Raw genomic sequence first — 25911 nt, 5'->3', positions numbered from 1 at the left:
CAATTGCGATCCGCTCGTTGTACCGGTAGTCACGGACTCGTGACGTGGAGATATGTTCATCCGTCGAAGGGGGGTGGCGCAGAGTGTCCACACCAGCCGCCACGACCGGGCCGCTGCGCCGCGTACCGGTGCAAGGTCGAAGTGTCGCGCGGGTACAGCGCATGTTGGATGCCTGCGCCGAACTCGTCGACGAGGTGGGGTACGAAGGGCTGACCACCACCCTGCTCGCCGAGCGGGCCGAGGTGGCGATCGGGTCGGTCTACCAGTTCTTTCCGGACAAGCGAGCCATCGTGCAGGCGTTGACCCTGCGGACCATGGAGTCCTACCTCCAGCGCCTCGACGAGCGGTTCGCCTCCGACGAGATGACCCACTGGTGGGACGGCGTCGACGCGGGCATCGACGAGTACATCACGATGCACCGCACCGTCCCCGGCTTCCGTACCCTGCACTTCGGCGACGTGGTCGACCTGCACCTGCTCGACGAGCAGCGGGACAACAACGGCGTGATCGCCGACCAGTTGGCCCGGGTGCTCACCGAGCGTTTCGGGCTCACCGACGTGCCCAAGCTGCGCTTCGTGCTGGAGATCGCCGTCGAGGCGGCGGACGCGCTGATCAAGCTCGCGTTCCGTCGGAAGTCCGACGGTGACGAGCGGGTGCTGCTGGAGGCGAAGGCGTTGATCCGGGAGTACCTGCACCGCCAGGTCGACGGCCCGGACAACGGCAGGTCCGCAGTCGGCAAGCAGGCCGAGGCGCCCCAACCCGCCTGAGTCGGCGTGGGGCGCCGGCCCCGGCCCCGGCCGGCGGTGGGGGCGGTTGCCCGGTCTCAGAGGAAGGCCTGCCCCTCACCCCGGTAGGTGGGGACGGTCGCCACGACCGTGTCGCCCTCGATCAGGTGCAGCTCGTTGACCCGTTCACACAGCTCACCCGCCTTGGCGTGCCGGAACCACACCCGGTCGCCGACGCGCAGCCCGGCTGCCGCCGCTCCGGACAGCGGAGTCTGCACCTCGCCGGCGCCCTCGGTGCCGACCAGCTTCAGCCCTGCCGGTAGCCACGGCCGGGGCAGTCGACTGTCGGCGGCCGGGCCGGAGGCGATCCAGCCGCCGCCGAGCACCGTCGCCAGCTCCGGCGTCGGTCGGCGGACCACAGCGCAGGCGAAGAACGCCGCCGGGGTGGGCCGCCAGGCGCGGTACGCGTCGAACAGCGTCGGCCCGTACAGGCCCGATCCCGCGGTGATCTCGGTTACCGCGGGATCGGCGCTGGTCGCGGCCATGCTGCCGGTGCCGCCGCCGTTGACGAATTCCAGGTCGGCGTGCTCGCGTACTGCGGCGACCGCCGCGCCACGGCGGGCCAGCAACTCGCGGTACGACCCGCGCTGGGCCAGCCTGATCGCGCCCGCCAGCAGCGTTTTGCCCGGTGGCGCGTCACCCAGGCCGGCGATCTGCGCCTCGTACGACATCAGCCCGACCAGCCGGAAGCCGGGCCGACGGGCGACGGCGGCGGCGAGCGCGCCGGCAGCCCGGGCGCTGTGCACCGGTGAGCGGCGGACGCCGACGTGCACCCCGCGTACTGGTCGCCAGGAGGCGTCCAGATCCAGGCAGAGCCGTAGCTGGGCGCGCTGCCCCGGGGCCTTGATGGCGTCGATGAGGTCGAGTTGGCCAGCGCTGTCGATCATCAGGGTGATCGCGGCGGCGAGTGTCTGGTCGGCGCCCAGCTCGGCGAGGGCGGCCCGGTCGGCGCTCGGGTACGCGACCAGCACGTCGTCGCTGACGCCGGCGCGGACCAACCAGATCGCCTCGGGCAGTGTGAAGGCCATCACGCCCTGCCAGTCGGGCCGGGCGAGGGCTCGACTGATCAATTCCCGGCTGCGGACCGACTTGCTGGCAATCCGGACCGGTTTTCCCGCTGCGCGGTCGGCCAGGGCGGCCGAATTGGCGTCGAAGGCGGTGAGGTCGACCACCGCGTACGGGGGGTCGAGGTGGGCAGTCGCCCGATCCAGGCGCTCGCGAAGTTTGTCGCTTTCGATGGCCACGTGTGCACGCTAACTGTCTGACGGAAAATGCGAAATACCCTCGCGTACGTCCGGGCTGCGGTCGGTAGCTCCGGCGGCCTAGGCTCAGCGAGCAGGAGAATGTCGCCCGGGGGTGGCCCCCACCGGGTCTAGAGTGTTGCACCGGAGGTGCCCAGCGATGGGCCGGCACGTGGAGGTACGGCCATCGAAAGCCAGAACAGCGGCGAGTCGCCCGGCGTGTCGCGCTCGGGTGACCAGTCGGGCAACGCCGCCAACCAGTCCAGTTCCGGTCAGGTCGATCCGTCCGGTTATGCCGCGATCCGGTCCGTGCTGCGCATCCGGCCGTTCCGCCGGCTCTGGATCGTGCTCGGCGCGGCCTCCTTCGGTGACTGGCTCGGCCTGCTGGCCACCGCCCTCTTCGCCGCCTCGCAGGTGCAGGGCAGCACCGCCCAGGGCGCCGCGTTCGGCGGGGTCACCGCGATCCGGCTGCTGCCCGCGCTGGTGCTCGGCCCGGTGGCCGGCGTCTTCGCCGACCGGTTCGACCGGCGCTGGACGATGGTCATCTGCGACCTGCTGCGCTTCGTGCTCTTCGCGTCCATTCCGCTCTACGCCCTCAGCGGGGCCGCGGGCGGTCTGGTGGTCGGCTGGGCGCTGATCGCCACCTTCCTGATCGAGTCGCTCACCCTGCTCTGGATCCCGGCCAAGGAGGCCGCGGTCCCGAACCTGATCCCGCGGGCCCGGCTGGAAGCGGCCAACCAGCTCACCCTGATCACCACCTACGGCCTCACCCCGGTCGCCGCCGCCATCGGCCTCGCCGTGCTCGACCGTGGCGTCCGTGGTGCCGTCGGCGGCGACCTGCCCTCCTGGGCCGAGCCGGCCCAGCTCGCACTCTGGTTCAACGCCTTCTCCCGGCTCGCCACCGCACTGGTGGTGGCGTTCGGGATCAAGGAGATCAGCGAGGCGCAGCGCGGCGAGGCGGAGCGTGCCGAGCAGAGCATGTTCCGGCAGTTCTCCGAGGGCTGGAAGTACATCGGCCAGACCCCGCTCGTCCGCGGCCTGGTGCTGGGCATCTTCGGCGCGTTCGCCGGCGGCGGCATCGTGGTCGGTACCGCCAAGTTCTTCGCCAACTCACTGGGCGCCGGTGATGCCGCGTTCTCGCTGCTCTTCGGCGCGATCTTCGTCGGCCTGGCGCTCGGCATCGGGCTCGGCCCGATGGTCGTCAAGGAGATGTCCCGGCGTCGCTGGTTCGGCATGAGCATCGTGCTGGCCAGCGCCGCGGTGATGACCCTCGCCTTCGCCATTCACCTGTCCATGGCGATCGTCGGCGCGGTGCTGGTCGGCGCCGGTGCCGGGATGGCCTTCCTGGCCGGCACCACGCTGCTGGGCGGGGAAGTGGCCGACGAGGTGCGCGGCCGGGTCTTCGCGGTGGTGCAGATCGGCACCCGCCTGGTGCTGATCCTGGCCATCGGGCTGAGCAGCGTGTTGGTCGGCGTCGGTGGCTCGCGCAAGCTGGAGATCGCCGACCTCGGCATCTCCGTCTCCTCCACCCGACTGCTGCTGCTCGCCGCCGGTGCTGCCGGCATCTTCGCCGGGATCAGCGCGTTCGGCCAGATGGACGACAAGAAGGGCGTCCCGGTCCTCGCCGACCTGTGGGGCTCCATCCGGGGCCGTCCGCTGATGCCCGCCGAGCCGTTCGTCTCCGCCGGGCTCTTCGTGGTCTTCGAGGGCGGCGAGGGCGCGGGAAAGTCCACCCAGCTCACCGCGCTCTCCGAGCGGCTGCGCGGTCACGGTCGAGAGGTGGTGCTCACCCGCGAGCCGGGGGCCACCGGCGTCGGCCGGCGAATCCGGTCGCTGGTGCTGGACACCTCCGGCGACGACGCGCCCTCCCCCCGGGCCGAGGCGCTGCTCTACGCCGCCGACCGGGCGCACCACGTGGCCACCGTCGTCCGGCCCGCGCTGGTTCGGGGCGGCGTGGTGATCAGTGATCGGTACGTCGACTCGTCCCTGGCGTACCAGGGCGCCGGCCGGACACTGCCCGTCGACGAGGTCTCCTGGCTCTCCTCCTGGGCCACCGGTGGGCTCAAGCCCGACCTGGTGGTGCTGCTGGACGTCGAACCGCGCACCGGTCTGTCCCGGGTGGCCTCGCGCAACACCGGCACCGACCGGCTGGAGGCCGAGTCGGTCGCCTTCCACGAGCGCGTCCGGTACGCGTTCCTCGACCTCGCCGCCGCCGACCCGAAGCGCTACCTGGTGCTCGACGCGTCCCGGCCGGCCGACGAGATCACCGGGCTGGTGGTCCGGCGGGTCGAGGAGATGCTCGGCAAGCCGGGTGGCATCGTGCACCCGCGACCGGCGCAGGGCCCGGACACCTCGGTGCAACCTGAGTTATCCGACGCGGAGCTGGTGACGATGGAGCACAAGACCTGATGCCGGACGTCTTCGCCGACCTGGTCGGCCAGGACGAGGCGGTGGTCGAGCTGCGGCGCGCCGCCGCGGCCGCCGCCGCCGTCCTGCGTGCTGGCGCAGCCGCGTTGGTCAACGCCGGCCCGGCCGGCGGTCACGGGTCCGCAGCCGACGAGGCTGGGACCGGCGTGGACCCGTCCGCCGGGATGACGCACGCCTGGATCTTCACAGGGCCTCCCGGTTCCGGCCGCTCGGTCGCCGCACGCGCGTTCGCCGCCGCACTCCAGTGCGTGCACGGCACCGGCTGCGGTGAGTGCCCCGGCTGCCACACCACAATGGGTGCCACAAACGCGGACGTGCGGATGGTGGTGCCGGAAGGGCTCTCCATCGGCGTCGGCGAGATGCGCGCACTGGTGCTCCGCGCGGCCAGCACCCCGTCCGGCGGGCGCTGGCAGGTGGTGGTCATCGAGGACGCCGACCGGCTCACCGAGGCCGCCGGCAACGCGCTGCTCAAGGCGATCGAGGAACCACCGCCGCGGACGGTCTTCCTGCTCTGCGCCCCGTCCACCCACCCGGACGACATCTCGGTGACCATCCGGTCGCGCTGCCGGGTCGTACCCCTGCGGCAGCCGCCGGCCGCCGCGGTGGCCGAGGTGCTGGTTCGTCGGGACGGCATCGCGCCCGACGTGGCGCAGTGGGCGGCGTCGGCCGCGCAGGGTCACGTGGGTCGGGCCCGCCGACTGGCCCGCGACCCGGAGGCCCGCAAACGACGCGAGGCGGTGCTCGCGGTGCCGCGCCGGTTGACCGGTGTCGGCGCGGCGTTCGACGCGGCGTCCGCACTCATCGAGGCCGCCGAGGCGGAGGCCGAGGCGTCGGTCACCGAGGCCGACACGACCGAGCGGGCGGCACTGGAGACCGCGCTCGGCGCGGGCGGCACCGGCCGGGGCGCGGCCGGCGCCCTGCGAGGCGCTGCCGGGCAGCTCAAGGAGCTGGAGAAGCGGCAGAAGTCCCGGGCCACCCGGGCCCAGCGGGACGCACTGGACCGGGCGCTGGTCGACCTCGCGGGCTTCTACCGGGACGCGCTCACCATGGCGCTGCGCGCACCCGTCGCCCCGGTGCACACCGACACGGCCGCGCTCGCCGGTGCTGGCGCGCAGAAGTGGGACGCCGACGGGGCGCTGCGCCGGCTGGAGGCCGTGCTCGCCTGCCGTGCCGCGATCGAGGCGAACGTCAAGCCGCGGATCGCGGTCGAGGCGATGATGCTCGCCCTCTGGAAGGGCTGACCCGCACTTCCCGGCCGTTGTCCACAGGCATCGACAGGCCCGATTGCGGTGCGGTACGGTCCCTGTGCCGTGGTGACGGTGGCACCACACTGAGTGATGAATCACCCGGGAGGAGTCGGCCGATGCCGCGGGGGGAGATCGACGAGGCCTGGATCGAGGAAGCGGTGCGACGCTACCGCCGGATCGAGTCCCTCCAGGCCGAGTTCGACCAGGCGGTGTCGACCGTCGAAGTGACCGTCCGCTCGCCGGACGGCCTGGTCGAGGTGGTGGTCACCGCCGGTGGACGCATCACCGACGTGCGGTTCCTCGGGCCGCTGCACAGCCGCAGCCCGCGCGACGTTGCCGGTTCCGTGCAGGCTGCGGTCACCGCGGCGGCCGACGCCGCCGAATGGGCCCGGGAAAAGCTGCACAACGAGACGTTCGCCGCCTACCGACCGCTCGCGGGGGCCTGAGATGGACACACTGCGCGCGCTCTCCGCCCGACTGGACGAGGCGAGCGCCACGCTCACAGTCGTTTCGCACACCGTCACCGCCAGCGATCCGGCCCAGGCCGCGTTCGGCGCCGACGCACCGGGCCGCCCGGGCGAGATCGGTCGGGCGCTGCACCGGCAGTGGACCAACGCCACCGACGACCGGGCCCGGGAGGCCCGCGCAGCGGCCGGTCGACTGGCCGCCGCCGCGGCTGCCGTGCGGGAGGCCGCCGACCGCTACGCCGAGGTCGACCGGGCGGCCCGCCGCCGGCTCACCGGGGAACCGTGATGGATGCGCTGGACCGGCTCGCCGAGCCCGGCCTCGACCTGCTCCGCCGGGTGGACAGACTGATCGCGGCCGGTGTCCCCGAGGGGCACCGGGTCTGGCCGCTGCTCCGCCGCATGCAGGTGCTGCCGGGCGACGCGGTTCGCGGCTTCCTCGACCTGCACCCCGTGCCGCTCGCCAGCGCCGGCCACGCGGTGCGCCGGCTCGTCCGGGGGTACGACGACGTCTCCGCCGCGCTCACCGACCCGGTGCTCTGGTCCGGTCCGGCCGCCACGGCGTACGGGCAACAGCGGGCCGCGCTGCTGCGCCACCTCGACGAGGGGCCGGACAGCCTGGTCGGGCGACTCGAATCCACCGCCGGCTACGCCGACGCCCTCGCCGACTGGGTGGAGGGCAGCCGACTCGCGCTGGCCCGCACATTGGCCGACGTGCTCCGCTCGGCCGAAGCGGTCGCCGTGGTCGCCGCCACCGCCGCCGGTGCATCGACCCGCCCCGGGCCCGTCGGGCCCGGTGTGGCCGACGCCGCCGAGATCGCCGCACGGGTGCTGGCGGTGCTCTGCGTCGCGTACGACGGTGCGGAGACGCTGCTGCGTCAGTGGGGGCCGAGCCTGGCCGAGACCGCGTGGCGTCCGCCAACGGACGGGCGTCCCCACTACGACCAGCCCACCCGGGTCGGCTGGTAGCTGAGCCCGGCCCTCCGGCCGTTGCTGCGTCGCTCCGCCGTTCGGTCTTCCGGCCGTGGTCGCGTCGCCCGCCTCTCGGCCTCCGGCCGTGACCGTTCTGCCTCGGACAGGCCACGGCGTCGCTCGCGGGCGCCTGACCTGAAGCCGTCGCCCACGGCGACGCCGTGGTCTTCCCCCTGCACCCCCCGCAGGTCTGCCTCCACTCAACGCCGCCGAGGCACGTCTTGTCTCCTGCCCGGCCCCGGATTCAACCGTCCGGGCGAGCAGCAACGGCACGACGGGACGCCAGGCAATAGGTCGAGTCGACGGTCATGAATGGCAGCGGGGCGTAGCCGGCCGGTGCGCCTTGCGCCGTGACCCGTCGTAGGGTGGGGGGATGGGCATGCTCTGCGCGGTCAGCTTCAACCGGTACGGGCGGCTCTACTACCTCGACCCGGGCGAGTTGCGTCCGCAGGTGGGCGACCGGGTGCTGGTGCCCACCGATGACGGGCCCGAGGTGGCGGAGTGCGTGTGGGCCGCGCAGTGGGTGACCGAGGAGACCGACGGCTTCCCTCGCCTGGTCGGGTTGGCCGGCGACGACGACCTCCGCCGGGACGAGGCGTTGCGTCGCCGCAAGGCCGAGGCCAAGGTGGCCGCGAAACGGCTGATCCGCTCGCACGGCCTGCCGATGAAGGTGGTGGCGGTCGACCATGTGCTCGGCTCCGCCGAGAGCGGCGGTGAGCGCAGCACCGTCTACTTCACCGCCCCGCACCGGGTGGACTTCCGGTCCCTCGTCCGCGACCTGGGCGCGACCCTGCACTGTCGGGTGGAGCTGCGTCAGCTCTCCGCCCGCGACTCAGCGCGGGTGCAGGGCGGCATCGGCTCCTGCGGTCGGGACCTGTGCTGCGCCACGTTCCTCACCGACTTCGAGCCGGTGACCATCCGGATGGCGAAGGACCAGGACCTTCCGCTCAACCCGCTGCGCATCTCCGGCGCGTGCGGGCGGCTGATGTGCTGCCTCAAGTACGAGCACCCGCTGTATCAAAGATTTCAGGAGACCGCCCCGGCGGTCGGCAGTCGGGTCTCCACCCCCGAGGGTGACGGCCGGGTCGTCGGCCACAGCGTCCCCCGTGACGCGGTGACCGTACGCCTGGACGCCGACGGCTCGCGCTCCATGTGCTCCCGCGCCGACGTCTGCGGCTCCCGCCAAGCCCACAACCAGCAATACACCCCCTAACCCACCCACCCCCACCCCTCCCCCCGCCGGTCCGCCTCTCCACCGTTGATCATGAAGTTATTGCCATCCCGAACGGCGTGTCGGGACAATAACTTCATGATCAACGGTGGGTGAGGTTGGCAGGTAGGTGGGGGTAGGGGGTGGGGTGGGTTGGTCAGCGCAGGACTGTGGGGGGTTCGGTCAGGCGGGGGGTCAGGGGGGACTTGGGGGTCAGCCAACTCTGGGTGGGGGACTGGTCGGGGTTCACCTGCCAGTCGCGGGAGACCCGGTCCACCCCCAGCGGATAGATGGTCAACGTGCCGTCCGGGTCGATGCGCAGTCGCAGGAACGACTTCGAGTCCTCGATGCCCTGGCCGGCGAAGAGTTCGTTGACGTTCACTCCGAACGAGCCCGCCACCAGCAGGTACGCCGCCACCAGTTGGCTGGCGACCAGTCCGATCACCGGGCCGTAGAGCACCGCCGCGGCGACCGCTGGCAGCGGCCATGGCCAGTCGTAGAACGGCAGCGCCAACCAGACCCAGGTGCCGCCCGCCGCCAGGGCCACCTGCGCCACGCCGTGGCCGACGCCGAGGATCCAGTGCCGCGCGTGGCGTTTACCGCTCGCGCTCGGCGGCTTGGCGAACAGGGCCGCCGCGATCACCGTCACGAGCACCATCACCACCAGCGGGACGCTGAACAGCCGCTGGTCGGTGCTGTCGGCCCAGTTCGCCGTCGCACCGGCCATGGCCAGCATCAGCAGCGTGTGCAGGGTGCCGAGCAACGTGGTGAAGCCGGGATTGCGCAACGGCAACCGGGGGAAGATGCCCCAGCCGTAGCGGCGCGACCGCGCGGCGTCAGGGTAACGGGCCACCAGGTCGTACGGCTGGGCGGTGCTGGCCTTGCGGGTCAGCGTGTCCCGCGGCGGCACCTCGATGCGCTCTGGCAGCTTGTGCGTGGGGTAGAGGTACGCGCCGCCCCCACCGCAGGTGATCAGCTGCCGGTCGGCCCCGGAGTAGCGGGCGTAGTGGTGCAGGTCGCCCGAGAGCAACAGCCGCACCCGCGCCCCGGTCGGGTCGATGATCGTGCGGATGAAGTAGTCGATCGAGTCGTACGCGGTGGGGTCGTCGGCGGCCTTGACCCAGGTCGGCGCCGGCGCCGCGATGATCACCTTGGACTCCGGCCCGAGCCGGCGGGCCACCTCGTCGAAGTAGGCCAGCTGCGGGTCGTCCAGGTATGAGCCGGACTGGTCGTCCACGCCGAGCAACCACCAGTCGGCCGGCAACTCCACGGCGAAGTAGGAGCGGGACTGCCCGGTGCCCCAGCCCGCGAAGTTGCGGTCCCGGGAGCGGACGAACAACCGCAGGAACGCGGTGAGGCCGTCGTACCAGTCGTGGTTGCCCGGCACCGCGAAGAGCGTCGGCTTCTCGGCCGGCGCCACCGGAAGGGCAGCCTGGTAGGGGCCCTTGCACCGGTCCTCGTACGCGGCGTAGGCCGCCGACGGATACACCTGGTCGCCGCCCATCACCAGCGTCTGCGCCCGGGGCAGGCGGTGCCCGTCGACGGTCAACTCGGGTTGCGCCAGCAGGTACGCCACGGAGTAGGTGGCGTTGAAGCCGTCGCCGAGGTCGGCCACGTAGTCGAGCCACAGCCCGCCGTCCGGCCCGACCTGGCGGAAGACGTCGTCGCCGAACGCGTTCTGCAACTCGCGCTTGTCGAGGTACGCCCCGAAGAGCACCGCCAGCAGCGTCCGGATGCCGGTGCTGATCAACAGGAACGGCGCCAGCCACGGCACCGGCTTGCGCGGCGTGAAGCCCAACTCCAGCGGGTCGGTGCTACGCGGCCGGTGGGCGGCGCGTTCACCGGCCGGCGCACGGTCAGGACGCTCCGGGTGGGGGGAATCGTCGCGTTCGTCGCTCACCCGCCGCAGCGTAGTCCCGGACCCGATCATCCGCTGTCTGGTAATCGTCCAGATGGCAGCCGATGTCCGGTTGGTGCTGGCCGGCGCCAAGGGGGTATCCCGTTCGGTCGGTGGCGCCGGGGTGCCGTACACTTGCTGATCGTTGCCGCCTTAGCTCAGTCGGCTAGAGCGACGCACTCGTAATGCGTAGGTCGACGGTTCGATTCCGTCAGGCGGCTCCACGGAAAGGCCCAGGTCACCGGCTTGATCGCCGATCATGACCTGGGCCTTTTGCTTGCCGTCCCCAAGGCGAGCAGCCAAGCGAGCAGCCAACCTACTCACCGGACCACAGCGCCCCCTCCAGCCCCGCCGCAGCTTCCCGTGCGACCTCGGGGGCCACGTGTGCGTAGATGTTGAGGGTGACGCTCATCTGGTGGCAGAGACCAGACCTGGGTCGGCCCGGTTGTCGGCGTCGAACCGTTCCGTTGCCTGGTGTTCCTGGTGGTGGCGAAGGGCCGATAGATGGCTGACGCTCGGCTGTTGGACGGGTGACGCGAGTGGCTGGTCATCCAGTTCGACGCCGGTAACAACCTGATGTGGCAGGCACTCGTCAGACGGCTAGCTACTCCCGAGGAGTACTGGCCGCTCGTGCCGCTTGATGACGTTCAGAACCGTGCTGCAAGCGGCGCCTTGTTCAGGCTGTTGGATCGCTTCCTGGCGGAGCGCGAAAGCAGCGGAGGAGCTTCGGCGATCAAGGCCGCTCACCAGGCGTGGATGGAGCGCCAGAGCTGGTACCAGCCCGCAACTGTCAAGGACGTGCCGTGACGGGGCCCCGAAACCCCAATAACGCCCGGACAGGTTGGCTCCTGGCTGTCCGCGCCCACTTTCCACGGGCAGCAACGGCTCCAGTTCCGCCAAGCGCACGTCGGTCAGCTCATGCCGCCTCGTCACCGTCACTGTGGCCACTAGGTCTCCGTGCTGATAGTCCTCTTCGTCTATAGACGATCTAGGATGAGGACGTGCCCACCGAGGTTCATCTTCAGATGATCCAAGCCGTTGTCGCCCGCCTGTCGTCGCAATCCACCACCGTCAAAGGCTGGTGCGTCACCGTAGCCTCGGCGCTCCTCGGTTTCGGCGCGAACAGCACGAGGCCGGCCGTCGCTGTCCTCGCGGTGTATGTGGTGGCCGCGTTCGCGGCCCTCGACGCCTACTACCTCAGCCTCGAACGCGCCTACCGGACGTTGTACCAGCGGGCCGTGGACGGAACGACCCCTCCGTGGCAGCTCGACATCGACCGACCGGGCTACCGGGAGGTCCTGCGTGCCGCGCGAAGCCCGACGATCACCGTCCTGTACGGCGTATCGCTGCTCGCGGCTGCCGCCGTCACCGTCTACCTCCTGTATGGCTGACGGAGCAGCCTGGTCCTTCCAGTCGGCACGTGCGGTCATTCAAGTGCCTCGAACCATTGGCTGATCGGCGTGACGCAGGTGGTGTTCACCGTGGTTACCGACGTGCACTGGTTCTGATTCCAGCCCCACACCCAGAGGCCGGCGAGCAGCATGATGAGCACGATGTGCATGCGCGCTGCCCAAGCAAAGCCGGCCGCGGTGCGGTCCGAGAGTTTGGTCAGCCCGATGACCGATTCGGCGACCGTGTCGCCGTATCCGTAGACGAGACCCGGAGGCCGATTTCCGGCTCGTCGGAAGACCGACGCGGTCAGCACCTCCGGGACGAGGAGAATGGCGCCGACCCAGATGATCAGCCAACGCAGGATCGTGACAACGGCCTTTCCCAGCCAGACCAGCAGGTGCCGGATCACGAACCACAGACCGACGACGACCACGGCCACGAGTACCGGGAACCACAGGAACCCCCGCGCCCCGTCCGGCAGCACGGACAACACCTGCTGGATCCCGTTGATGATCCTGTCCAGCAGCATCATCTGTCGTCCGTCCGCTCATCCGAGTCATCGTCCACGCCTCGCCTGTCGGAGTCGTCCGGCTTCTCGGGGGCCGGGGCAAGCATCGGTTTACCGCTCGCCAACGCGCCGGGGGCGAGTTTGTTGCCGGCCTGCGAGACAAGGGCGGTAAAGCTTTCCACCGCTGCCGAGACGGCTCCGTCGATCTCCCCGAGACGAAGCTGATCGCTCTCCAGGACCACCTTCATCGCCCGCATCGCCACCTCCTGGTCCCGCTGCCACAGCCCGACCATGAAATCGGCGGCCTCTGCGGCCTTCGTGGGATCCTGGGCGAGTAGGTTGCCGGCCATCGAGGCACCGCCGCCGGACAGGAGTTCGGCGTAGAACTTCGCCCGGATCTCGTGCAGTTGCAAGTCCGAGGTCTGGGCGATCCGGTTGATCGCGGCCTTGCCCCGTTCCTCCTGCTCGGCCAGCCGTTGCCGGAGCGCTGCGATTTCCAGATCCTTGGCGATGGGCGCCTGCTCGGGATCGAGTCGCAACTCCACAGTGACATTGGTGATCCGCAGACCTATCTCGTCGAGGTCGATCGAATCCTGACCGAGCTCGAGTGAGATCGCCCGCTCCGCCGCGGCGGAATTCAACGCCGAGTACCGCCGGCTGATACCGCGCATTCGCTGAATGAGGTGGCCCCGGCAACCGCCAGGGGGATCCTCGACCATCTCCCGAACCACTGTGACAGGCTTGTGTACGGTCCAGGCGAACGCGATGGACGCGTCGAAGTGCAGGGCGTCGCCCTCGGAAGGCAGGGTGCACTGAAACGACGAGTTGTGCGGGCGAATGTCCACCACGTACACCGCCCTGGGTCCACGCCACCAGACATCGCCGGTGGTGAACGGGGGGTCGGGTGCGAGCAACTCACCACTCGGCATCTGGAACACCAGCCGCGTACCAGGATCCGCCACCGGACGTCGCTGAAACGGCAGTCGTCGAAGCTCCTGCTTGCTGAGCACCGGCTTACTCAACCCGCACCGTCCCTTCAGTCAGCACTTTCAACAATTTCTCGGCCAGGTCTGGCGCGTATGGGCGCTGGTCGCGCCAGTTCTTCGCGTGCGAGGCCAGCAGATCCGCCTGGCGTCGGGTCTTGGCGGCCTCTTGAAGCAGACTGATCAGGGGCGGCCGCAGCGCCGGTGCCTCTTTGGCGGCCGAGGCCCAGCTACGCAACACGTTGCGGACCGAGTAATCGGCGCCCGGAGCGACAAGGGACCGCCCCCACAGACCTGCAATCACCTCGCGCGTCCCGCTCGGCGAACCGGACCCGGCATCGGCTGCGGCCACACCGTGCTCGGCGTCGGCCATCCTGAGCAGGGTCGGCCAGGAGACCTCGCCGTCCGGCTCGGCCACGTTCGTCCACAAGCCCGCGGCAACCTGGAGGAAGCCGAGGATGCCGGCCCGTTGTCGGCCAGCGCTCCCCTCCAGAGACCAGCGTTCCAGCAGCCGTAGCAGCTCCAGTCGGCGATCAGGGCTGGCCGGGACCATGAGCTCGGTAATGCTGAATCCGATCGCGATGGAAAGCGCGGGCCCGGCGTTCTTCGCCAGCGCGTCGAGTTGCTTGTCCGGGCCGCCGGGCAGGACTTCACCGACGCTCGCGCCAAGTGCCCTGGCGGCCGTCATCCGCAGGGGCAGGCTGTCCCGCCTGCACCAGTCCAGTACCAGACGGACCACCTGGGCACCGGTTTCCGGATACCTCGCGGGCATTGCCAGCGCGGCGACGGCCCGCTCCCGCTCGTCCCCGTTACCGCTACCCGCCCAGGGCACCACGACATCCCGCCTGATGGTGTCGAAGGCGATGCGGGCCAGGAATCCGATCGCGCTGGCCGCACGGATCCGTACCCGCCCCTCGACGTCCTGGGAGACGGCCTCCAGCCAGTCCAGCACGATCTCGCGGTCGTAGTCGTGCTCGCGCCACAGGTGCTCCAACACCCGAGCCGGATAGCCGGCCGATACGAAGGAGGCAACCTCCAACTCTGCTGTTCCGTACCGAGTACGCCGTACCTCGGTGGTGATCCGGGCCCGGGCCGCCCGTAGTCGGGCATTCCGTGGTCGTCGGGCCCGACTCGGCGGGGCATCGCCGCCCTCCTCCGCACGCCACGCCCGTTCCAGCATCGTCGCCGCCCGGGAGACCGCGTCGTAGGGCATTCCCTCGAGAGCCGCCAGCGCCACCACTGTGGCTCGCTGGTCGAATTCGGTGATGCCGTCCAGCCAGTCTTCGACATCGAGCCGGCGGCGGTCCTCGAACCGGGCGAGAGCTTCATCGATGGTGCTCTCGCCCTTTGTCGTCTCGGCAAGATCCTGGGCTAGCTCGACCAACTGCTGGACATCGAAGGCGTCGATCTCGACGGCCTGTAACACCTCCATCAGGCCATCCGCCTTCAGGAGGGCGTCCGCCTCCCGGGGCGAGCTGAGGTGCTCGGCAAGGTGGCTGGCTACCAGGTCATACGCCGACGGCGGTGCGTCAAGGACCCGGGCGAGCCGGGCTATGGCGTGGTCGTGCAGCCGCCGCTCGGCGTCCAGGATCAGCACCAATCTGGCATCCCGCTTCGCGAAGCGCTCCTCCAGTGCGGAGATGTCCCGCTCGCGCAGCTCGCCGAGCTGTGTGGCGGTGAGTCGTTCGACCACGTAGCCGCAGCCCTTGGGTAGCTCCTCCACCTCGAGTGTGGCGAGCGATCCGTTGAAACGCAGTTCGTGGATCGCCTTCATGCCGGACATGAGCTGGATGGCGGTAGTGGAGCTTCCCCAGCGCCGACGCGCCCGCAGCAGGATCACCCGGTCATCGCCGGCGGTTGCGACGAGATCCGGGTAACCGCTGGGTTGGACGAAGACCCGGTCGATGCGTTCGATGGTGCTCACCGCGATCGTCGACAGTAGGGCACTCGCGCTGTCCCGGCCGAACGTCGCGTCACCGCCGGTAATCGACCCGGTGACGTTGATCTTATGGCCGATGAGCGTCACGTTCGACGTCCGTCCGCCAAAGGCACCGATTGCGTCGGCTAACGACTCGCGGAAGTCCTCCTGCTCTCGTGCCTGGTCCTCGTTCCCCGCCTGTTCAGCGTCGGGGTGCTTCGGCTTCGGGTTGCTCAGTGCTTCGTCCAGCGGGGTCTTTCCCCGGCCACCCGCTGCTGCCGCCTCGTCGGTCGCCGTCGGGTCACCGGAGGGCTCGGGGTTTACCTCATCGGCCAAAGGAATCACCGCCGGTGATCGGGCCTTCGATGTCCAGCCGTTTTGCGCGGATGTTCACGGAGCTGTGCCGCCCGTTGCTTGCCGGAGACGAGGTCCTGGGCGGGCTTGGAACGTGCTCAACGAGCACCTCGACCAGTTGGGCGAGATCCTGATCGGAGCTGTGGTCGCGCAGCTCGAATGATTGCCGACGATGCAGCGCCGCGATATCGCCGGGCAACTGGTCTGCCTTTGGTAGAGGTGCTCCGGCGAGAAGGACGGGTATCACCTCGATACTTCGCTTCAACGCCCGGCGGATCTCCATTCGGACGTAGTCCTTCGGATTGTCGAGCCGCCGGGCGCCCGACGAGTCGGAGATCGTCAACCAATTCGGCCCGATGAGGGCGAGCAGTACGTTGCTCCGCTTGAGCTGCCGGGAGAGCTCGGGCGGGAAATCGGTACCAGGACGCATCGAACGACGATCCCGGAAAATTTGGCCCGCACCGAATTCGCGACACAACCGTTGATCAATCAGACCAACTGCGTAGGAAGCGTCGCCGGTGCGGTAGTTGATAAAAACACCGGTCATTAGGCTGCCTCTCTGGCGCGCCGGCCCCAGCTAACCGCAGACCGTCTTCGGTGGGGTCGACAAATGTCGTTCAATGCGGATCACCAACCGATGCAGGGATGGATTGTTGGCAAAGTCCGGTGTGACGAATCCTGTCAGTCAGGATGGCGGCGCGGCAATCCGTTGTCCTCACCCAAATGGATGGACAACAGTGCTCGGTGCGCGAAAAAGTGGTCCTGTGGCGGAGTGGCGAAGCTGATCAGCCGCGCGAGCGCTATCCGAAAGGACTACGCTCTGTACCGTAGTGGCTCCGGTGTGTTGGAGTGAAGGGCGAGAGTGAGACCCGGCATGATGTGCCGGACGCTGTGCTGCCGTCGCGACCGGCCGAGTTCGCGGTTCAATCGACGTAGATCGTGGCGCACGGTCGCGGAATCGATCGTGCCGGCGCGGTCGAGTACCGGTCGCAGGACCTCGCAGGCTCGTTCGACCTGGCCAACGGTGGCTGCGGCCAGGGCGAGGCGTGCCCCATATCGCGCCCTGGTCCGGTGCGCGTCCGGCGCTATCGAGCCCAACTCGCGGTCCAGGATCTCGGCCGCCTCGAGTGGCCGCCCGAGGTCCTGCAGACACCACGCGGTCACGAACGCGATCGGATCCGTCATCGTCGCGCTGCCGAGAGTCGGGCCGTCGGGGGCCTCCGCGTGGCCGGCCCGCATGAACTCGGCCGCCCGCTCCAGCGCTCGGTGGCAGGCTCGCTCATCGCCGACAATGGCATGGCCCTGCGCCTCACGTTGGGCCGCGAAGCTGCGGATGCGTGCGCTGCGGGATCGGGTCTGGGCCTCTCGGGCGAGCGCCTTCGTGGCGATCGGGTCACCTCGGTAAAGAGCCAGTTCCGCGCGGCGGACCAATCCATAGGATTCCAGCTCCGGATCCCCACCTGCGCTCGCGAGCCTGATGGCGTGCGCCGTCCACCACAACGCGGCGGTCTCATCGCCTTTCTCCTGTGCCATCCAGCCGGTGTACTCGGCGAAACGGGATGCCAAACGCAACGCCTCGCCCCGGCTCGATGACTGGTTATCGGTGGCAAGACCCTGTACGGCGTTGGTCGTCGCGATAAGAATCTGGCTGACCATGCCCGGCGGCGCACTCTGCCCGAGTCGCCGCAGTTCGTCCAACCAGCCCCGGAAAATCGGCAGAGTGGACTCTGCGGCGCCGACCCGGTCGAGCGGCGGGGTGATCGCCCAGCTCATAAGGGTTGCCGCGCCGGCGGTCAGGACCGAGCGTCGATCGTAGGCGCCAAAATCGTTCTGCCCATCGCTGGTCAACCGCATCGTCCATACCTCCTCGCGCGAGTCGAAGTCGGGGTCGGGGTCGGAGTCGGAGCCCGGAACGGGGGCTGTTGGCTGCACCAGCCGGGCCAATGCCCCGGACGCGCCAAGTCCCTGGTCACAACGCCGGGCCAATGCCTGGCTGGGCTTCTTAATGCCAGATTCGATCTTGCTGAGGTGGCTCTTGCTGTAGTTGACACGCTGGGCAAAATGCGAAAGCGACAGTCCCGCTTCCGTCCTTAGTCTGCGCAACTCGGCACCGAACGATAGCGGCTGGATCTGTTCGTCCACCATGTTTCACCACGCGTCTCCTGAGGCCCGATGCAAAGGGGGTCGGACAACTTACTGTGCGGGTGTGGAAATTTCGAAGCAATGGGCCATCCGGGTGGCGGCGACACCCGTCGGGTGGCTCGTGTCGGATTGCCGATGCTCTGGCTCAGGGCGCCCGTCGTCCGACGATGATGCCGCCGAGCCGGCTCTCCGCTGAGGTGACAGTGGTCTGCGAGTCGACTGTGAAGCCGCTCTCGCGTAGCCAGGCCGCCACCTGGGCCGGCTGCCGACGATGGACGCGCACGTTCATCGGGTGTCCGCCGTACCCCTCGGTCTTGAGGGTCGTTTCATCGCCCACGTGGAAGCCGAGCAGCAGCGGGCCACCGGGGCGCACCACCCGCCGGAAGTGCGCGAACACGACGCCGATCTGGTCGTCGGGGATGTGGATGAGGGAGTACCAGGCGACCAGGCCGGCGACCGAGCCGTCGGCCCGATCGAGGTCGGTCATCGAACCGACCTCGAACCTCAGTTCCGGATGATCGCGGCGGGCGACGTCGATCATCCCGGGCGAGAGGTCGATCCCGAAGGCGTCCACGCCGAGCGTGTGCAGGTGGGCGGTGATGCGCCCCGTTCCGCAGCCCACGTCCGCGACCGGCCCACCGCCGGCGGCCAGCACCAGCTCCGCGAACGAGGCCAGAGCGGCTCGTTCGTACGGTGCTTCCGCGAGGAGGTCACGCACCAGGCGCGCGTAGCTGACCGCCACCGTGTCGTAGGAGGTGCGAGTATCAGACAGCCAGCCGTCTACCGTCACGACGCCAACGTTAATTCAGCGACACGATTGGCACCTTGGAGGCGTCCACCCATGACTCCCGCACCGGTGATCGTGAGTCTGCCCATCGCCGACCGCGCCATCTCTTACCGGTTCTACCGCGACGGCCTCGGCCTCGAAGCCGTGGGCGAGTTGGCCGACGACGGCCTCCCGGAACCGTTGCAGTTCGTGGTCAATGACGGGCTGCGCCTGATGCTCGTCCCGACCGGCGGCTTCGGTTGGGTGATCGGCCGGCACGAGGTCGCCCCGAGGGGCCAGAGCGAGTGCCTGCTGAACCTCACTGTCGACTCGCCTGTCGACGCGGACACGGTCGTCGAGCGGGCCCGCGCCGCCGGCGCCGAGGTCATCACCGAGACGTCCGACCACCCCTGGGGGTACGCGGGCGTCTTCGCCGACCCGGACGGTCACTTGTGGATGGTCTCCGCCGCGGAGTCCTGAAAGCGTCGGTGGTGGTGGTTACGGTCTTGCGGTGACCGTGACCACCGATGCCCCTGGAACGCTGCCCACCCCTGCCGACGAGGCCCGGCTGTGGGCACTCATCGAGGCTGCCTGGGCCGAGTTGGGCGCCGAGCCCCTGGCGCTGCGTCAGGCCCTCGTTGAGCGCGACCCCGCCGCTGACGACGGCGATGATGTCGACGATGTCGACCCGTCCTACGCGATCGACGCCTGGCTTGATGCCTTCCTGGACCGGCTCGGGCAGTTGACCGTCGGGCTGACCGGGCAGGAGCTGACCGATCTGGACCGGGTGGTGGAGCGCAAGCTGTACGACATCGATCGGGAGGACATCCACGAGGTGACCGACGGGTCGGACGACGGTTTCCTCTACGCCCGCGGTTTCATCGTCGCCCTGGGTCGGGCCTACTACGAAGCTGTTCGTGCCGACCCCGCGATGGCGCTGCTGGACGCCGACTGCGAAGGCATGTGTTACCTCTTCGCGCACCTGCACAACGACCGGTTCGGTTCGTGGCCGGAGACCGGCTCGGGGATCTCCCGGGAGTCGTTCGGTAACCCGGCCGGTTGGTCGGCCTGGCGTGCCGACGAGGCGGACCGGTCGCAGCCGGCCGAGGCGTAGCCGATCCGGCCCGGCGAAGCAGTTCAGACGTAGATCTTCGTGGCGTACTCGGGGCCGTAGTGCCTTTCCAGGTCTTCGAGGCTCTCCGTCGGGGCCTCGACCTCCTTGATCAGGCGTGCCCGGGACGGCAGTGCCTCGGGCTGCCAGGTCTCCGGCCGCCACAGCGCGGACCGCAGGAACGCCTTCGCGCAGTGGTAGAAGATCTGCTCGATCTCCACCACCACGGCGAGCACCGGCCGGTGCCCCTTGACCACCATGTCGTCGAACCAGGGCGCGTCGCTGACCAGGCGGGCCCGCCCGTTGATGCGCAGCGTGTCGGTCCGCCCGGGGATCAGGAAGAGCAACCCGATGTGCGGGTTGTCGAGGATGTTGCGGTAGCCGTCGGCCCGCTTGTTGCCGGGCCGCTCCGGCAGCGCGAGCGTCGTGTCGTCCAGCACCAGGGCGAACCCGGCCGGGTCGCCCTTGGGTGAGACGTCGCAGCTGCCGTCCGCGCCGGCCGTGGCCATGAGACAGAACGGCGAGGCACCGAGCCACTCGCGGTCCCGTTCGTGCAGGCGGGTGCGGTCCTTGTTGGCGGCCCGCGTGCTCGGCTCACCGAGCAACTCGCGCAACTCCTCGTGCGAGGTGATCTCCACCGTCACGTTGGTCCTCCCTCAGGCGTTGACCCGGTGGTGGGCACCACCGTCATCAGCCTAGGCCGCCGTGACCAGCGCGAGGTTTGTGCCGGGTTGCCGGGGGTACGGCCTCACCCGACGTGCTCGCCGACGTGGACCGTTCCGCAGGACGCCGACCAGTGGAGGGCCGGGAGATGGAGAGCCGACTCAAGGTGCTGGGTCACCCAGTCCATCCGATGCTTGTCATGTTCCCGGTGGCGTTGCTGGCCACTGCGGTGTTGTTCGACGTGGTGGACACGGTCGGCGGTCCCGACTTCCTCGGCGAGGTCGCGTACTGGAACATCACCGTCGGCCTGATCGGCGGCCTGCTCGCCGCTGCGGCCGGCTCGTTCGACCTGCTGGCGATACCGAGCGGCACCCGCGCCAAGCGGGTGGGTCTGCTGCACGCGGGCGCCAACGTCGCGGTGATCCTGCTCTTCGCCGCCGTGTGGGCGGTGCGGCTCAACGCGGACTCCCGGGCCGCCGGCGGGGCGCTGATCGCCATCGAACTGGTCGCGCTGGCGATTCTCGGCATCAGCGCCTGGCTCGGTGGCGAGCTGGTCGACCGGCTCGGTGTGGGCGTCGACCGTGACGCCGGCCTGGACGCGCCCAGCTCACTACGGCCGCCGACGGCCACCCAGCGGATCGGAGAGGTGTGATGAGCGAGCAGCAGTTCGGCGGCTTCGGCCGGGGGTGGCGCGGCAGCCGGCAGCAGGGCTGGGACCCGATGGGTGAGTTGCAGTCGCTGCGCTCCGAGTTGAGTCGCCTGGTCGGTGGTCGCGGCGGGGGGTCCGACGTCGAGTTGACCGAGACCTCGGACGGCTGGGAGGTCGTCGTCCGGCTGCCCGGAGTGGCGCCGGAGGAGGTGGCCGTCGAGTTGGACGACCGCGAGTTGTGCGTGCGGGCCCGCTCGGAGGCGGAGGTCAACGCCGACCACGGCATCCCCGGCGGCTTCGAGACGCGCGGCTTCGAATACCGGGTCAACCTGCCCGCGCGCGTCGACCCGGACACCATCGACGCGGTGATGGACCACGGCCTGCTGCGGGTGCGGCTGCCACGGGCGACGCGGCCCGCGCCGCGCACCATCACCGTCGGCCGCACCGGGCCGCGCTCCGGCGATCTCTCCACTGGTACGCCGATGCCAGCCGATCCCGCCGCGGACCGGGAGCTGCACCGCCCGGACACCGCCGGCGAGATCGACCGGCCGTAGCGGGTCGGGTGGTCACCCCGTCCGTGCTCGGCCCGACCGCCGAGCGCCTCCCCGACGTACGGCGGATCGCCGTGCTGCGCGCCAACGCGCTCGGTGACTTCATCTTCGCCCTACCGGCGCTGGACGCCCTGCGCAGCGCGTACCCCTCGGCGGAGATCGTGCTGCTCGGGGCGCCGTGGCACGCGAAGCTCTGGCGCGACCGGCCCGGCCCGGTGGACCGGGTGCTGGTCGTGCCGCCGGCACCCGGCATCCGTACGCCGGAGCCGGGCGAACCGGAGTCGTCGGTCGACGACTTCGTGGCCGCTGCCGCCGCTGCGGAATTCGACCTGGCGGTGCAGATCCACGGCGGGGGTGCCAACTCCAACCCGCTGATCAGCCGGCTCGGTGCCCGGTTAACCGTCGGCCTGCGGGCCGAGGACGCGCCGCCGCTGGACCGGTGGCTGCGCTACGTCTACTACCAGCACGAGGTGATCCGCTACCTGGAGGTGGTGGCGCTGGCGGGAGCGCCGGCCACCACCATCACGCCGACGCTGGCGGTGACCGACGCCGACCGGGCCGAGGCCGCCCAGGTGCTCGGCCCGGCGAGCCGTCCCCGGGTGGCGTTGCATCCGGGCGCCACCGACACCCGCCGCCGCTGGCCCGCCGAGCGCTTCGCCGAGGTGGCCCGAGCGCTGCACGAGGACGGCTACGAGGTGCTTGTCACCGGCACGCCCTCCGAGCAGGAGGTGGTCGACCGGGTCGTCGCTGCGGCGCAGGTACCGGTGCGCCCGCAGGTGGGCACGCTCAGCCTGGGTGGGTTGGTGGGCTGCTACGCCGACTGTGCGTTGGTCGTCTCGAACGACACCGGCCCGCTGCACCTGGCCGCCGCGGTGGGCACGCCAACGGTGGGCATCTTCTGGGTCGGCAACCTGATCAACGGGGCCAGCCCGCTGCGGGGCCGGCACCGCCCGATCAGCTCGTGGACGGTGCACTGCCCGGTCTGCGGGGTCGACTGCACGCCGGGCATCTACCCGCACCGACCCGGCGACGGTGACTGCCCGCATCGGGACTCGTTCGTGACCGACGTACCGGTGATCGAGGTGCTGGAAGCCGCCCGAGAGTTGCTCACCCGGTAGTTCAGGCCGGCTGCGGGGTGTCCTCCTCGGCGAGGACGACCTCCCACGCCTCCACGTCCCGGTCGGTGACGGTGGTGGGGGACTCCAGGTGGTACGCGCCGCTGGGCAGGATGCCCGCGCCACCGTAGCGGGACAACACGGCCAGCTGCGCCGCCACGTCCTCGCCCTGGTGCTTCTCCTGCACCCGACGCCAGAAGTCGAAGCCGCCGGCCTCGACGAGCTTGGCCCGGTCGTAGAGCACGCACCCGCCGATCCAGGAGACCTTGTACGCCCGCCACGCGCCCGGCGGCAGCGCCAACTGCTCGGTGATGTGCAGCAGGTTCGCGGCCGAGTGGATCCGGGCCCGGTTCCACTGCGGGGTGTCGGGTCGGATGCGCTCCGGTGTGGGCGGCCCGACCCACTCCTCGTAGTGACCGTGCGACTCCGGCCGCACGTCGTCGGTGTACGAGAGCCCGTGCACGCCGTTGCCGACGAACCCGCAGCCCAGCTCACCGATCGCGGTGACCAGTCGGTGCAGCGCACCCGGTTCCAGCCAGATGTCGTCGTCGAGGCTGAGGACGTACCGGGCGGCCGAGGCGGCGAGCAGGTAGGCGCGGTGTTCGGCCAACCCCCGTCGGGGCAGCCGGCGGGTCAGCAGCACCGGGTGGCCCCGGTGGCGCAGCGCCCGGACCATTGTGGCCGCGGCCGGATGCGCGTACGCCGGATCCCCGTCGGACTGATCGCTGACGACCACGCCGAAGCCGGGTACCCCGTCCTGGGCGGCGAGCCCGCCCAGAGTGACGGCCAGTTCGGCCGGCCGGTTCCGGGTCGGAATCAGCACGTCGACCAGCCGGTCGGTGCGGAACTCCTCCGGGGTGCCGGCGTCGAGAGGGCGGTTCACGACGCCTGGGTGCGCAGCGACGGGTCGGGCTCCCGGTCGTCGAGGTGTGGCGACGGGTCCTGGCTGTGCGACCGGATCCGCTCGATGATCGCGGAGGTGGACCGGTCCGGCACGTACCCCAGGGTGCGCACCTGGCCGCCCAGCCGGCGCACCAGCGGCGCCTCCGGCACCAGCTCCGGCGGATAGTCGCCGCCCTTGACGTACACGTCCGGTCGGACCGCCTCGATCAGCGCCGCTGGTGAATCCTCCTCGAAGACCACCACGTGGTCCACGCAGGCGAGCGCGGCAAGCAGAGCACCCCGGTCCTCGACCGGGTTGACCGGCCGGTCCGGGCCCTTCAGCCGTCGTACGCTGCCGTCCGAGTTGACCGCCACGATGAGCAGGTCGCCCAACGCGCGGGCCTGCTCCAGGTAGCGCACATGCCCGCGATGCAGCACGTCGAAGCAGCCGTTGGTGAAGACCACCGACCGTCCCGCCTCGCGGTACCCGGCGACGATCGTGTCCAACTCGTCGCCACTGACCAGCGCGGGGTGGCTCGTGGTGTCGGTCGGCTGGCCCAAAGCGGCGAGCAGGTCGTCGCGTCGGCACACGCAGGTGCCGGTGTCCGAGACGGTGATGGTGGCCGCGAGTTGGGCGAGTTGGGCGGCGGTCGGCAGGGGCGCGTCGGCCGCCAGGGCCAACGTCATCGCCGCCAGGTACGCGTCGCCGGCACCCACGGCGTGACTTGCCGGCACCGGAGTGCTGTGGCTGCGGCGTGGCTCCCCGTCGGCGCCGCCGACCACAGCGCCCTCGGTGTCCAGGGTCACCGCGACCACGTCGGCACCGGTGTGCGCACGCAGTTCGGCCAGCCGCGACTTGGCCAGGACAGCCCGGTCGACGCCCTCCCCGGCCCGGGTGTTCACTGTGACGCCGGTGCCGGTGACGCTGAGCCCGTCGCCGGTGAGGGCGACCCGTCCCTCACCCGGGGTGGGCTCGCCGACCGGCCCCGGGCGGTCGGCCCGGGTCAGCTCGGCGGCGGTGTCGTCGGCGCGTACCGCCCCCGGGGCCGCGCCGACGGTCATCTCGGACGGCCCGTCGACGGGGTCACCGTCCGGGTGTTCCAGGTGCAGTTCGGTCCCGCCGGTCGGTCGGGTCGTACCGCCCGCGCGGGCCAACAGTCGGGTCGCCTCGGCGAAGCTGGGGGTGACCACTGTCGGCGCGAGACCCCGCCAGTCGGCCAGGTCGTGGGCATCCAGCGCGACTGTGGCGTACCGCTGGCGGTTCTCGACCAGCCACGCGCGGACCGGCGCGGGCAGCGCGCCCAGGCCGTAGTCGCAGACCACCAGGGTCGGCGCCTCCCCACCGGCGGCGGCGCGCAACTCCTCGGTGGCGCAACTCAGGGCGGTGAGCAGCCGGCTCACCCCGTCGTGGTCCAACGCGTCCTCCGGGTCGCCGGAGTCCTCACGCAGCAGGATCTGGTTGCCGGCCAACATCCGCCGCTTCACCGGTGTGGGTCGCCCGGGTTGGTTGACGGTGCGGTCCCAGACGCTCGCGCGGTCCAGGCAGTCGTGCAGTTCGTCCCCGGCGACGTCGGCGCCGACCGGTGCCACCAGCACCGCGCGGCCGCCGAGGGCGGCGACGTTGACGGCGGTGTTCGCGGCCCCACCGGCGGCGGAGATCCGCCGACGCAGGGTGAGGACCGGGGCGGGCGCCTCCCGGCAGAGCCGGTCGGAGTCGGCGAACCGCCATTCGTCCAACATGGCGTCACCGACGATCAGGACTGGGCGTCCGAGCCAGCTCTCCACGACGGTGGCGAGCCGGCGCTGCTCCGCTGCTGCTCCTGCCATGCCTCCCCGGGTCCCCAGCGGCCTGGCGGACAAACCTGCGCGCCGACCGGTCCCCGCCGCTGGTCAGGGGGTCTTCGGCGGTGTCTGACCGGTCCGAGCCGGTCCGACACCGCTCCGACCTGTTTCGGGCGTTCGAGGGCGGGAAGGGGATTGAGGTACCCCCCCGGAAAGGAGATGTACCGAGATGGCAGCGACATTGCAGGGCAAGCGGATCGCCTTCCTGGCCGCCGACGGCGTCGAGGAGGTCGAGTACGTCCAGCCACGCGAGGCGGTCGAGAACGCAGGCGCGACGGCCGAGCTGGTCTCGCTGAAGCCCGGTTCCATCCAGTCCTTCAACCACCTGGACCACTCCAAGACGTACGACGTGGACGTGACCGTCGACAAGGCCGACGCCGCCGGCTACGACGCGTTGGTGCTGCCCGGAGGGGTGGCGAACCCGGACTTCCTGCGGGGCGACCCGGACGCGGTGCGGTTCGTGAAGGCGTTCTTCGACGCGGACAAGCCCGTCGGGGTGATCTGTCACGGCCCGTGGACGCTGATCGAGGCGGACGTCGTGCGTGGCCGTCGTATCACCTCCTGGCCGACCCTGCGTACCGACCTGACGAACGCGGGCGCCATCTGGGTGGACGAGGAGTACGTCACCGACGGCAACCTGACCAGCAGCCGCAAACCCGACGACCTCCCCGCCTTCTGCGAAACGATCACCAAAACCTTCACAACCCCCTAACTCCCACCCCACCCCCCACCCCACCCCCCACCCCAACCCCCCACCCCCCTTTCCCCGGTGATCAAGAGGTTTGCGTCAGG

Annotated in this window: 26 protein-coding genes and 1 tRNA gene; 16 read left to right on the top strand and 11 right to left on the bottom strand. The window is 70.4% G+C overall.

Features of this window, described 5'->3' with window-relative positions; all coding sequences use genetic code 11:
• The first annotated feature begins 161 nt into the window (after positions 1-161).
• Positions 162-767 (top strand): TetR family transcriptional regulator, encoded by a 606-nt coding sequence (locus tag AB0B48_RS09525; protein WP_355004910.1) that lies wholly within the window; start codon positions 162-164, stop codon positions 765-767.
• 56 nt (positions 768-823) lie between these two features.
• Here AB0B48_RS09525 and AB0B48_RS09520 read toward each other — a convergent pair whose 3' ends face one another.
• On the bottom strand, positions 824-2029 hold the full coding sequence (locus tag AB0B48_RS09520) for an amino acid deaminase/aldolase (protein ID WP_357198384.1): 1206 nt from the start codon (positions 2027-2029) through the stop codon (positions 824-826).
• Positions 2030-2335: 306 nt separating this feature from the next.
• On the opposite strand from AB0B48_RS09520, the gene tmk reads away from it, so the two are divergent.
• From tmk to ricT, 6 genes are all read left to right on the top strand, one after another.
• Positions 2336-4435: a dTMP kinase gene (gene tmk / locus AB0B48_RS09515; protein WP_357198405.1), complete on the top strand. Its 2100-nt coding sequence runs from the start codon at positions 2336-2338 to the stop codon at positions 4433-4435.
• Complete coding sequence (locus tag AB0B48_RS09510; protein ID WP_357198381.1) at positions 4435-5694, top strand: DNA polymerase III subunit delta'; 1260 nt, start codon at positions 4435-4437, stop codon at positions 5692-5694. Before tmk ends, AB0B48_RS09510 begins: the two co-directional genes overlap by 1 nt.
• Before the next feature lie 122 nt (positions 5695-5816).
• On the top strand, positions 5817-6146 hold the full coding sequence (locus tag AB0B48_RS09505) for a YbaB/EbfC family nucleoid-associated protein (protein WP_053659404.1): 330 nt from the start codon (positions 5817-5819) through the stop codon (positions 6144-6146).
• A 1-nt stretch (position 6147) separates the two neighbouring features.
• Positions 6148-6453 (top strand): type VII secretion target, encoded by a 306-nt coding sequence (locus AB0B48_RS09500; RefSeq protein WP_357198378.1) that lies wholly within the window; start codon positions 6148-6150, stop codon positions 6451-6453.
• Complete coding sequence (locus AB0B48_RS09495; protein ID WP_357198376.1) at positions 6453-7133, top strand: hypothetical protein; 681 nt, start codon at positions 6453-6455, stop codon at positions 7131-7133. Before AB0B48_RS09500 ends, AB0B48_RS09495 begins: the two co-directional genes overlap by 1 nt.
• Positions 7134-7509: 376 nt before the next feature.
• On the top strand, positions 7510-8349 hold the full coding sequence (gene ricT, locus AB0B48_RS09490; RefSeq protein ID WP_357198373.1) for a regulatory iron-sulfur-containing complex subunit RicT: 840 nt from the start codon (positions 7510-7512) through the stop codon (positions 8347-8349).
• Between the two features lie 154 nt (positions 8350-8503).
• On the opposite strand, the gene AB0B48_RS09485 is transcribed toward ricT, so the two are convergent.
• Positions 8504-10246: a metallophosphoesterase gene (locus AB0B48_RS09485; RefSeq protein WP_357198370.1), complete on the bottom strand. Its 1743-nt coding sequence runs from the start codon at positions 10244-10246 to the stop codon at positions 8504-8506.
• 144 nt (positions 10247-10390) lie between these two features.
• Between AB0B48_RS09485 and AB0B48_RS09480 the strand changes: the two genes are divergently transcribed.
• From AB0B48_RS09480 to AB0B48_RS09470, 3 genes are all read left to right on the top strand, one after another.
• Positions 10391-10467: transfer RNA gene (locus AB0B48_RS09480), tRNA-Thr, on the top strand.
• Between the two features lie 406 nt (positions 10468-10873).
• The gene (locus AB0B48_RS09475) at positions 10874-11050 is read left to right on the top strand and encodes a hypothetical protein (protein ID WP_357198367.1); all 177 of its coding nucleotides are present in this window, start codon (positions 10874-10876) and stop codon (positions 11048-11050) included.
• Positions 11051-11244: 194 nt separating this feature from the next.
• Positions 11245-11634 carry a hypothetical protein gene (locus AB0B48_RS09470; RefSeq protein WP_357198364.1) on the top strand — a complete coding sequence of 130 codons (390 nt, stop codon included), beginning with the start codon at positions 11245-11247 and terminating at the stop codon, positions 11632-11634.
• Positions 11635-11669: 35 nt separating this feature from the next.
• Here the strand turns inward: AB0B48_RS09470 and AB0B48_RS09465 are convergent, their stop codons facing one another.
• The 6 genes from AB0B48_RS09465 to AB0B48_RS09440 all read right to left on the bottom strand — a co-directional run bounded on the left by AB0B48_RS09465 (position 11670) and on the right by AB0B48_RS09440 (position 18330).
• On the bottom strand, positions 11670-12167 hold the full coding sequence (locus tag AB0B48_RS09465; protein WP_357198361.1) for a hypothetical protein: 498 nt from the start codon (positions 12165-12167) through the stop codon (positions 11670-11672).
• On the bottom strand, positions 12164-12997 hold the full coding sequence (locus tag AB0B48_RS09460) for a hypothetical protein (protein WP_357198358.1): 834 nt from the start codon (positions 12995-12997) through the stop codon (positions 12164-12166). The genes AB0B48_RS09465 and AB0B48_RS09460 overlap by 4 nt, the downstream gene beginning before the upstream one ends.
• Before the next feature lie 160 nt (positions 12998-13157).
• Complete coding sequence (locus AB0B48_RS09455) at positions 13158-15380, bottom strand: hypothetical protein (RefSeq protein WP_357198355.1); 2223 nt, start codon at positions 15378-15380, stop codon at positions 13158-13160.
• The gene (locus tag AB0B48_RS09450; RefSeq protein ID WP_357198352.1) at positions 15370-15945 is read right to left on the bottom strand and encodes a TIR domain-containing protein; all 576 of its coding nucleotides are present in this window, start codon (positions 15943-15945) and stop codon (positions 15370-15372) included. Before AB0B48_RS09450 ends, AB0B48_RS09455 begins: the two co-directional genes overlap by 11 nt.
• Before the next feature lie 266 nt (positions 15946-16211).
• Positions 16212-17543 carry a helix-turn-helix transcriptional regulator gene (locus AB0B48_RS09445; RefSeq protein ID WP_357198350.1) on the bottom strand — a complete coding sequence of 444 codons (1332 nt, stop codon included), beginning with the start codon at positions 17541-17543 and terminating at the stop codon, positions 16212-16214.
• Positions 17544-17685: 142 nt separating this feature from the next.
• Positions 17686-18330, bottom strand: coding sequence for a class I SAM-dependent methyltransferase (locus AB0B48_RS09440; RefSeq protein WP_357198347.1), 645 nt, complete (start codon positions 18328-18330; stop codon positions 17686-17688).
• Positions 18331-18381: 51 nt separating this feature from the next.
• Here AB0B48_RS09440 and AB0B48_RS09435 point away from each other — a divergent pair, with 51 nt between their 5' ends.
• Both AB0B48_RS09435 and AB0B48_RS09430 read left to right on the top strand, forming a co-directional pair.
• On the top strand, positions 18382-18786 hold the full coding sequence (locus tag AB0B48_RS09435; protein WP_357198344.1) for a VOC family protein: 405 nt from the start codon (positions 18382-18384) through the stop codon (positions 18784-18786).
• A gap of 31 nt (positions 18787-18817) precedes the next feature.
• Positions 18818-19420: a DUF4240 domain-containing protein gene (locus tag AB0B48_RS09430; RefSeq protein WP_357198341.1), complete on the top strand. Its 603-nt coding sequence runs from the start codon at positions 18818-18820 to the stop codon at positions 19418-19420.
• A 23-nt stretch (positions 19421-19443) separates the two neighbouring features.
• Here AB0B48_RS09430 and AB0B48_RS09425 read toward each other — a convergent pair whose 3' ends face one another.
• Positions 19444-20061 (bottom strand): pyridoxamine 5'-phosphate oxidase family protein, encoded by a 618-nt coding sequence (locus tag AB0B48_RS09425; RefSeq protein WP_357198338.1) that lies wholly within the window; start codon positions 20059-20061, stop codon positions 19444-19446.
• A gap of 167 nt (positions 20062-20228) precedes the next feature.
• Between AB0B48_RS09425 and AB0B48_RS09420 the strand changes: the two genes are divergently transcribed.
• Genes AB0B48_RS09420 through AB0B48_RS09410 form a run of 3 tightly spaced genes read left to right on the top strand, consistent with a single transcriptional unit; the run spans position 20229 to position 22398 of the window.
• Positions 20229-20732, top strand: coding sequence for a DUF2231 domain-containing protein (locus AB0B48_RS09420; protein WP_357198335.1), 504 nt, complete (start codon positions 20229-20231; stop codon positions 20730-20732).
• On the top strand, positions 20732-21283 hold the full coding sequence (locus tag AB0B48_RS09415; protein WP_357198332.1) for an Hsp20/alpha crystallin family protein: 552 nt from the start codon (positions 20732-20734) through the stop codon (positions 21281-21283). Before AB0B48_RS09420 ends, AB0B48_RS09415 begins: the two co-directional genes overlap by 1 nt.
• Positions 21284-21291: 8 nt before the next feature.
• Positions 21292-22398, top strand: a complete 1107-nt coding sequence (locus AB0B48_RS09410) for a glycosyltransferase family 9 protein (protein ID WP_357198330.1) — start codon at positions 21292-21294, stop codon at positions 22396-22398.
• Between the two features lies 1 nt (position 22399).
• Here AB0B48_RS09410 and AB0B48_RS09405 read toward each other — a convergent pair whose 3' ends face one another.
• Positions 22400-23278, bottom strand: coding sequence for a glycosyltransferase family A protein (locus AB0B48_RS09405; protein WP_357198327.1), 879 nt, complete (start codon positions 23276-23278; stop codon positions 22400-22402).
• Positions 23275-25104 (bottom strand): D-glycero-beta-D-manno-heptose 1-phosphate adenylyltransferase, encoded by a 1830-nt coding sequence (gene rfaE2, locus AB0B48_RS09400; RefSeq protein WP_357198324.1) that lies wholly within the window; start codon positions 25102-25104, stop codon positions 23275-23277. The genes AB0B48_RS09405 and rfaE2 overlap by 4 nt, the downstream gene beginning before the upstream one ends.
• Positions 25105-25288: 184 nt before the next feature.
• Between rfaE2 and AB0B48_RS09395 the strand changes: the two genes are divergently transcribed.
• Complete coding sequence (locus AB0B48_RS09395) at positions 25289-25831, top strand: type 1 glutamine amidotransferase domain-containing protein (RefSeq protein ID WP_357198321.1); 543 nt, start codon at positions 25289-25291, stop codon at positions 25829-25831.
• Positions 25832-25911 lie beyond the last annotated feature (80 nt).

Origin of the sequence: Micromonospora sp. NPDC049089, from assembly GCF_040648775.1 — a bacterium.
In the GTDB taxonomy this organism is placed as follows: domain Bacteria; phylum Actinomycetota; class Actinomycetes; order Mycobacteriales; family Micromonosporaceae; genus Micromonospora.
Note: the sequence above shows the minus strand (reverse complement) of the source record. Positions and strands in the feature narration are given on the sequence as shown.

Coding starts and splice junctions, on each gene's coding strand:
- AB0B48_RS09525 (WP_355004910.1), top strand. CDS start 162: ATGTTGGATGCCTGCGCCGAACTCGTCGACGAGGTGGGGTACGAAGGG.
- AB0B48_RS09510 (WP_357198381.1), top strand. CDS start 4,435: ATGCCGGACGTCTTCGCCGACCTGGTCGGCCAGGACGAGGCGGTGGTC.
- AB0B48_RS09505 (WP_053659404.1), top strand. CDS start 5,817: ATGCCGCGGGGGGAGATCGACGAGGCCTGGATCGAGGAAGCGGTGCGA.
- AB0B48_RS09500 (WP_357198378.1), top strand. CDS start 6,148: ATGGACACACTGCGCGCGCTCTCCGCCCGACTGGACGAGGCGAGCGCC.
- AB0B48_RS09495 (WP_357198376.1), top strand. CDS start 6,453: ATGGATGCGCTGGACCGGCTCGCCGAGCCCGGCCTCGACCTGCTCCGC.
- ricT (WP_357198373.1), top strand. CDS start 7,510: ATGGGCATGCTCTGCGCGGTCAGCTTCAACCGGTACGGGCGGCTCTAC.
- AB0B48_RS09465 (WP_357198361.1), bottom strand. CDS start 12,167: ATGATGCTGCTGGACAGGATCATCAACGGGATCCAGCAGGTGTTGTCC.
- AB0B48_RS09450 (WP_357198352.1), bottom strand. CDS start 15,945: ATGACCGGTGTTTTTATCAACTACCGCACCGGCGACGCTTCCTACGCA.
- AB0B48_RS09445 (WP_357198350.1), bottom strand. CDS start 17,543: ATGGTGGACGAACAGATCCAGCCGCTATCGTTCGGTGCCGAGTTGCGC.
- AB0B48_RS09435 (WP_357198344.1), top strand. CDS start 18,382: ATGACTCCCGCACCGGTGATCGTGAGTCTGCCCATCGCCGACCGCGCC.
- AB0B48_RS09420 (WP_357198335.1), top strand. CDS start 20,229: ATGGAGAGCCGACTCAAGGTGCTGGGTCACCCAGTCCATCCGATGCTT.
- AB0B48_RS09415 (WP_357198332.1), top strand. CDS start 20,732: ATGAGCGAGCAGCAGTTCGGCGGCTTCGGCCGGGGGTGGCGCGGCAGC.
- rfaE2 (WP_357198324.1), bottom strand. CDS start 25,104: ATGGCAGGAGCAGCAGCGGAGCAGCGCCGGCTCGCCACCGTCGTGGAG.
- AB0B48_RS09395 (WP_357198321.1), top strand. CDS start 25,289: ATGGCAGCGACATTGCAGGGCAAGCGGATCGCCTTCCTGGCCGCCGAC.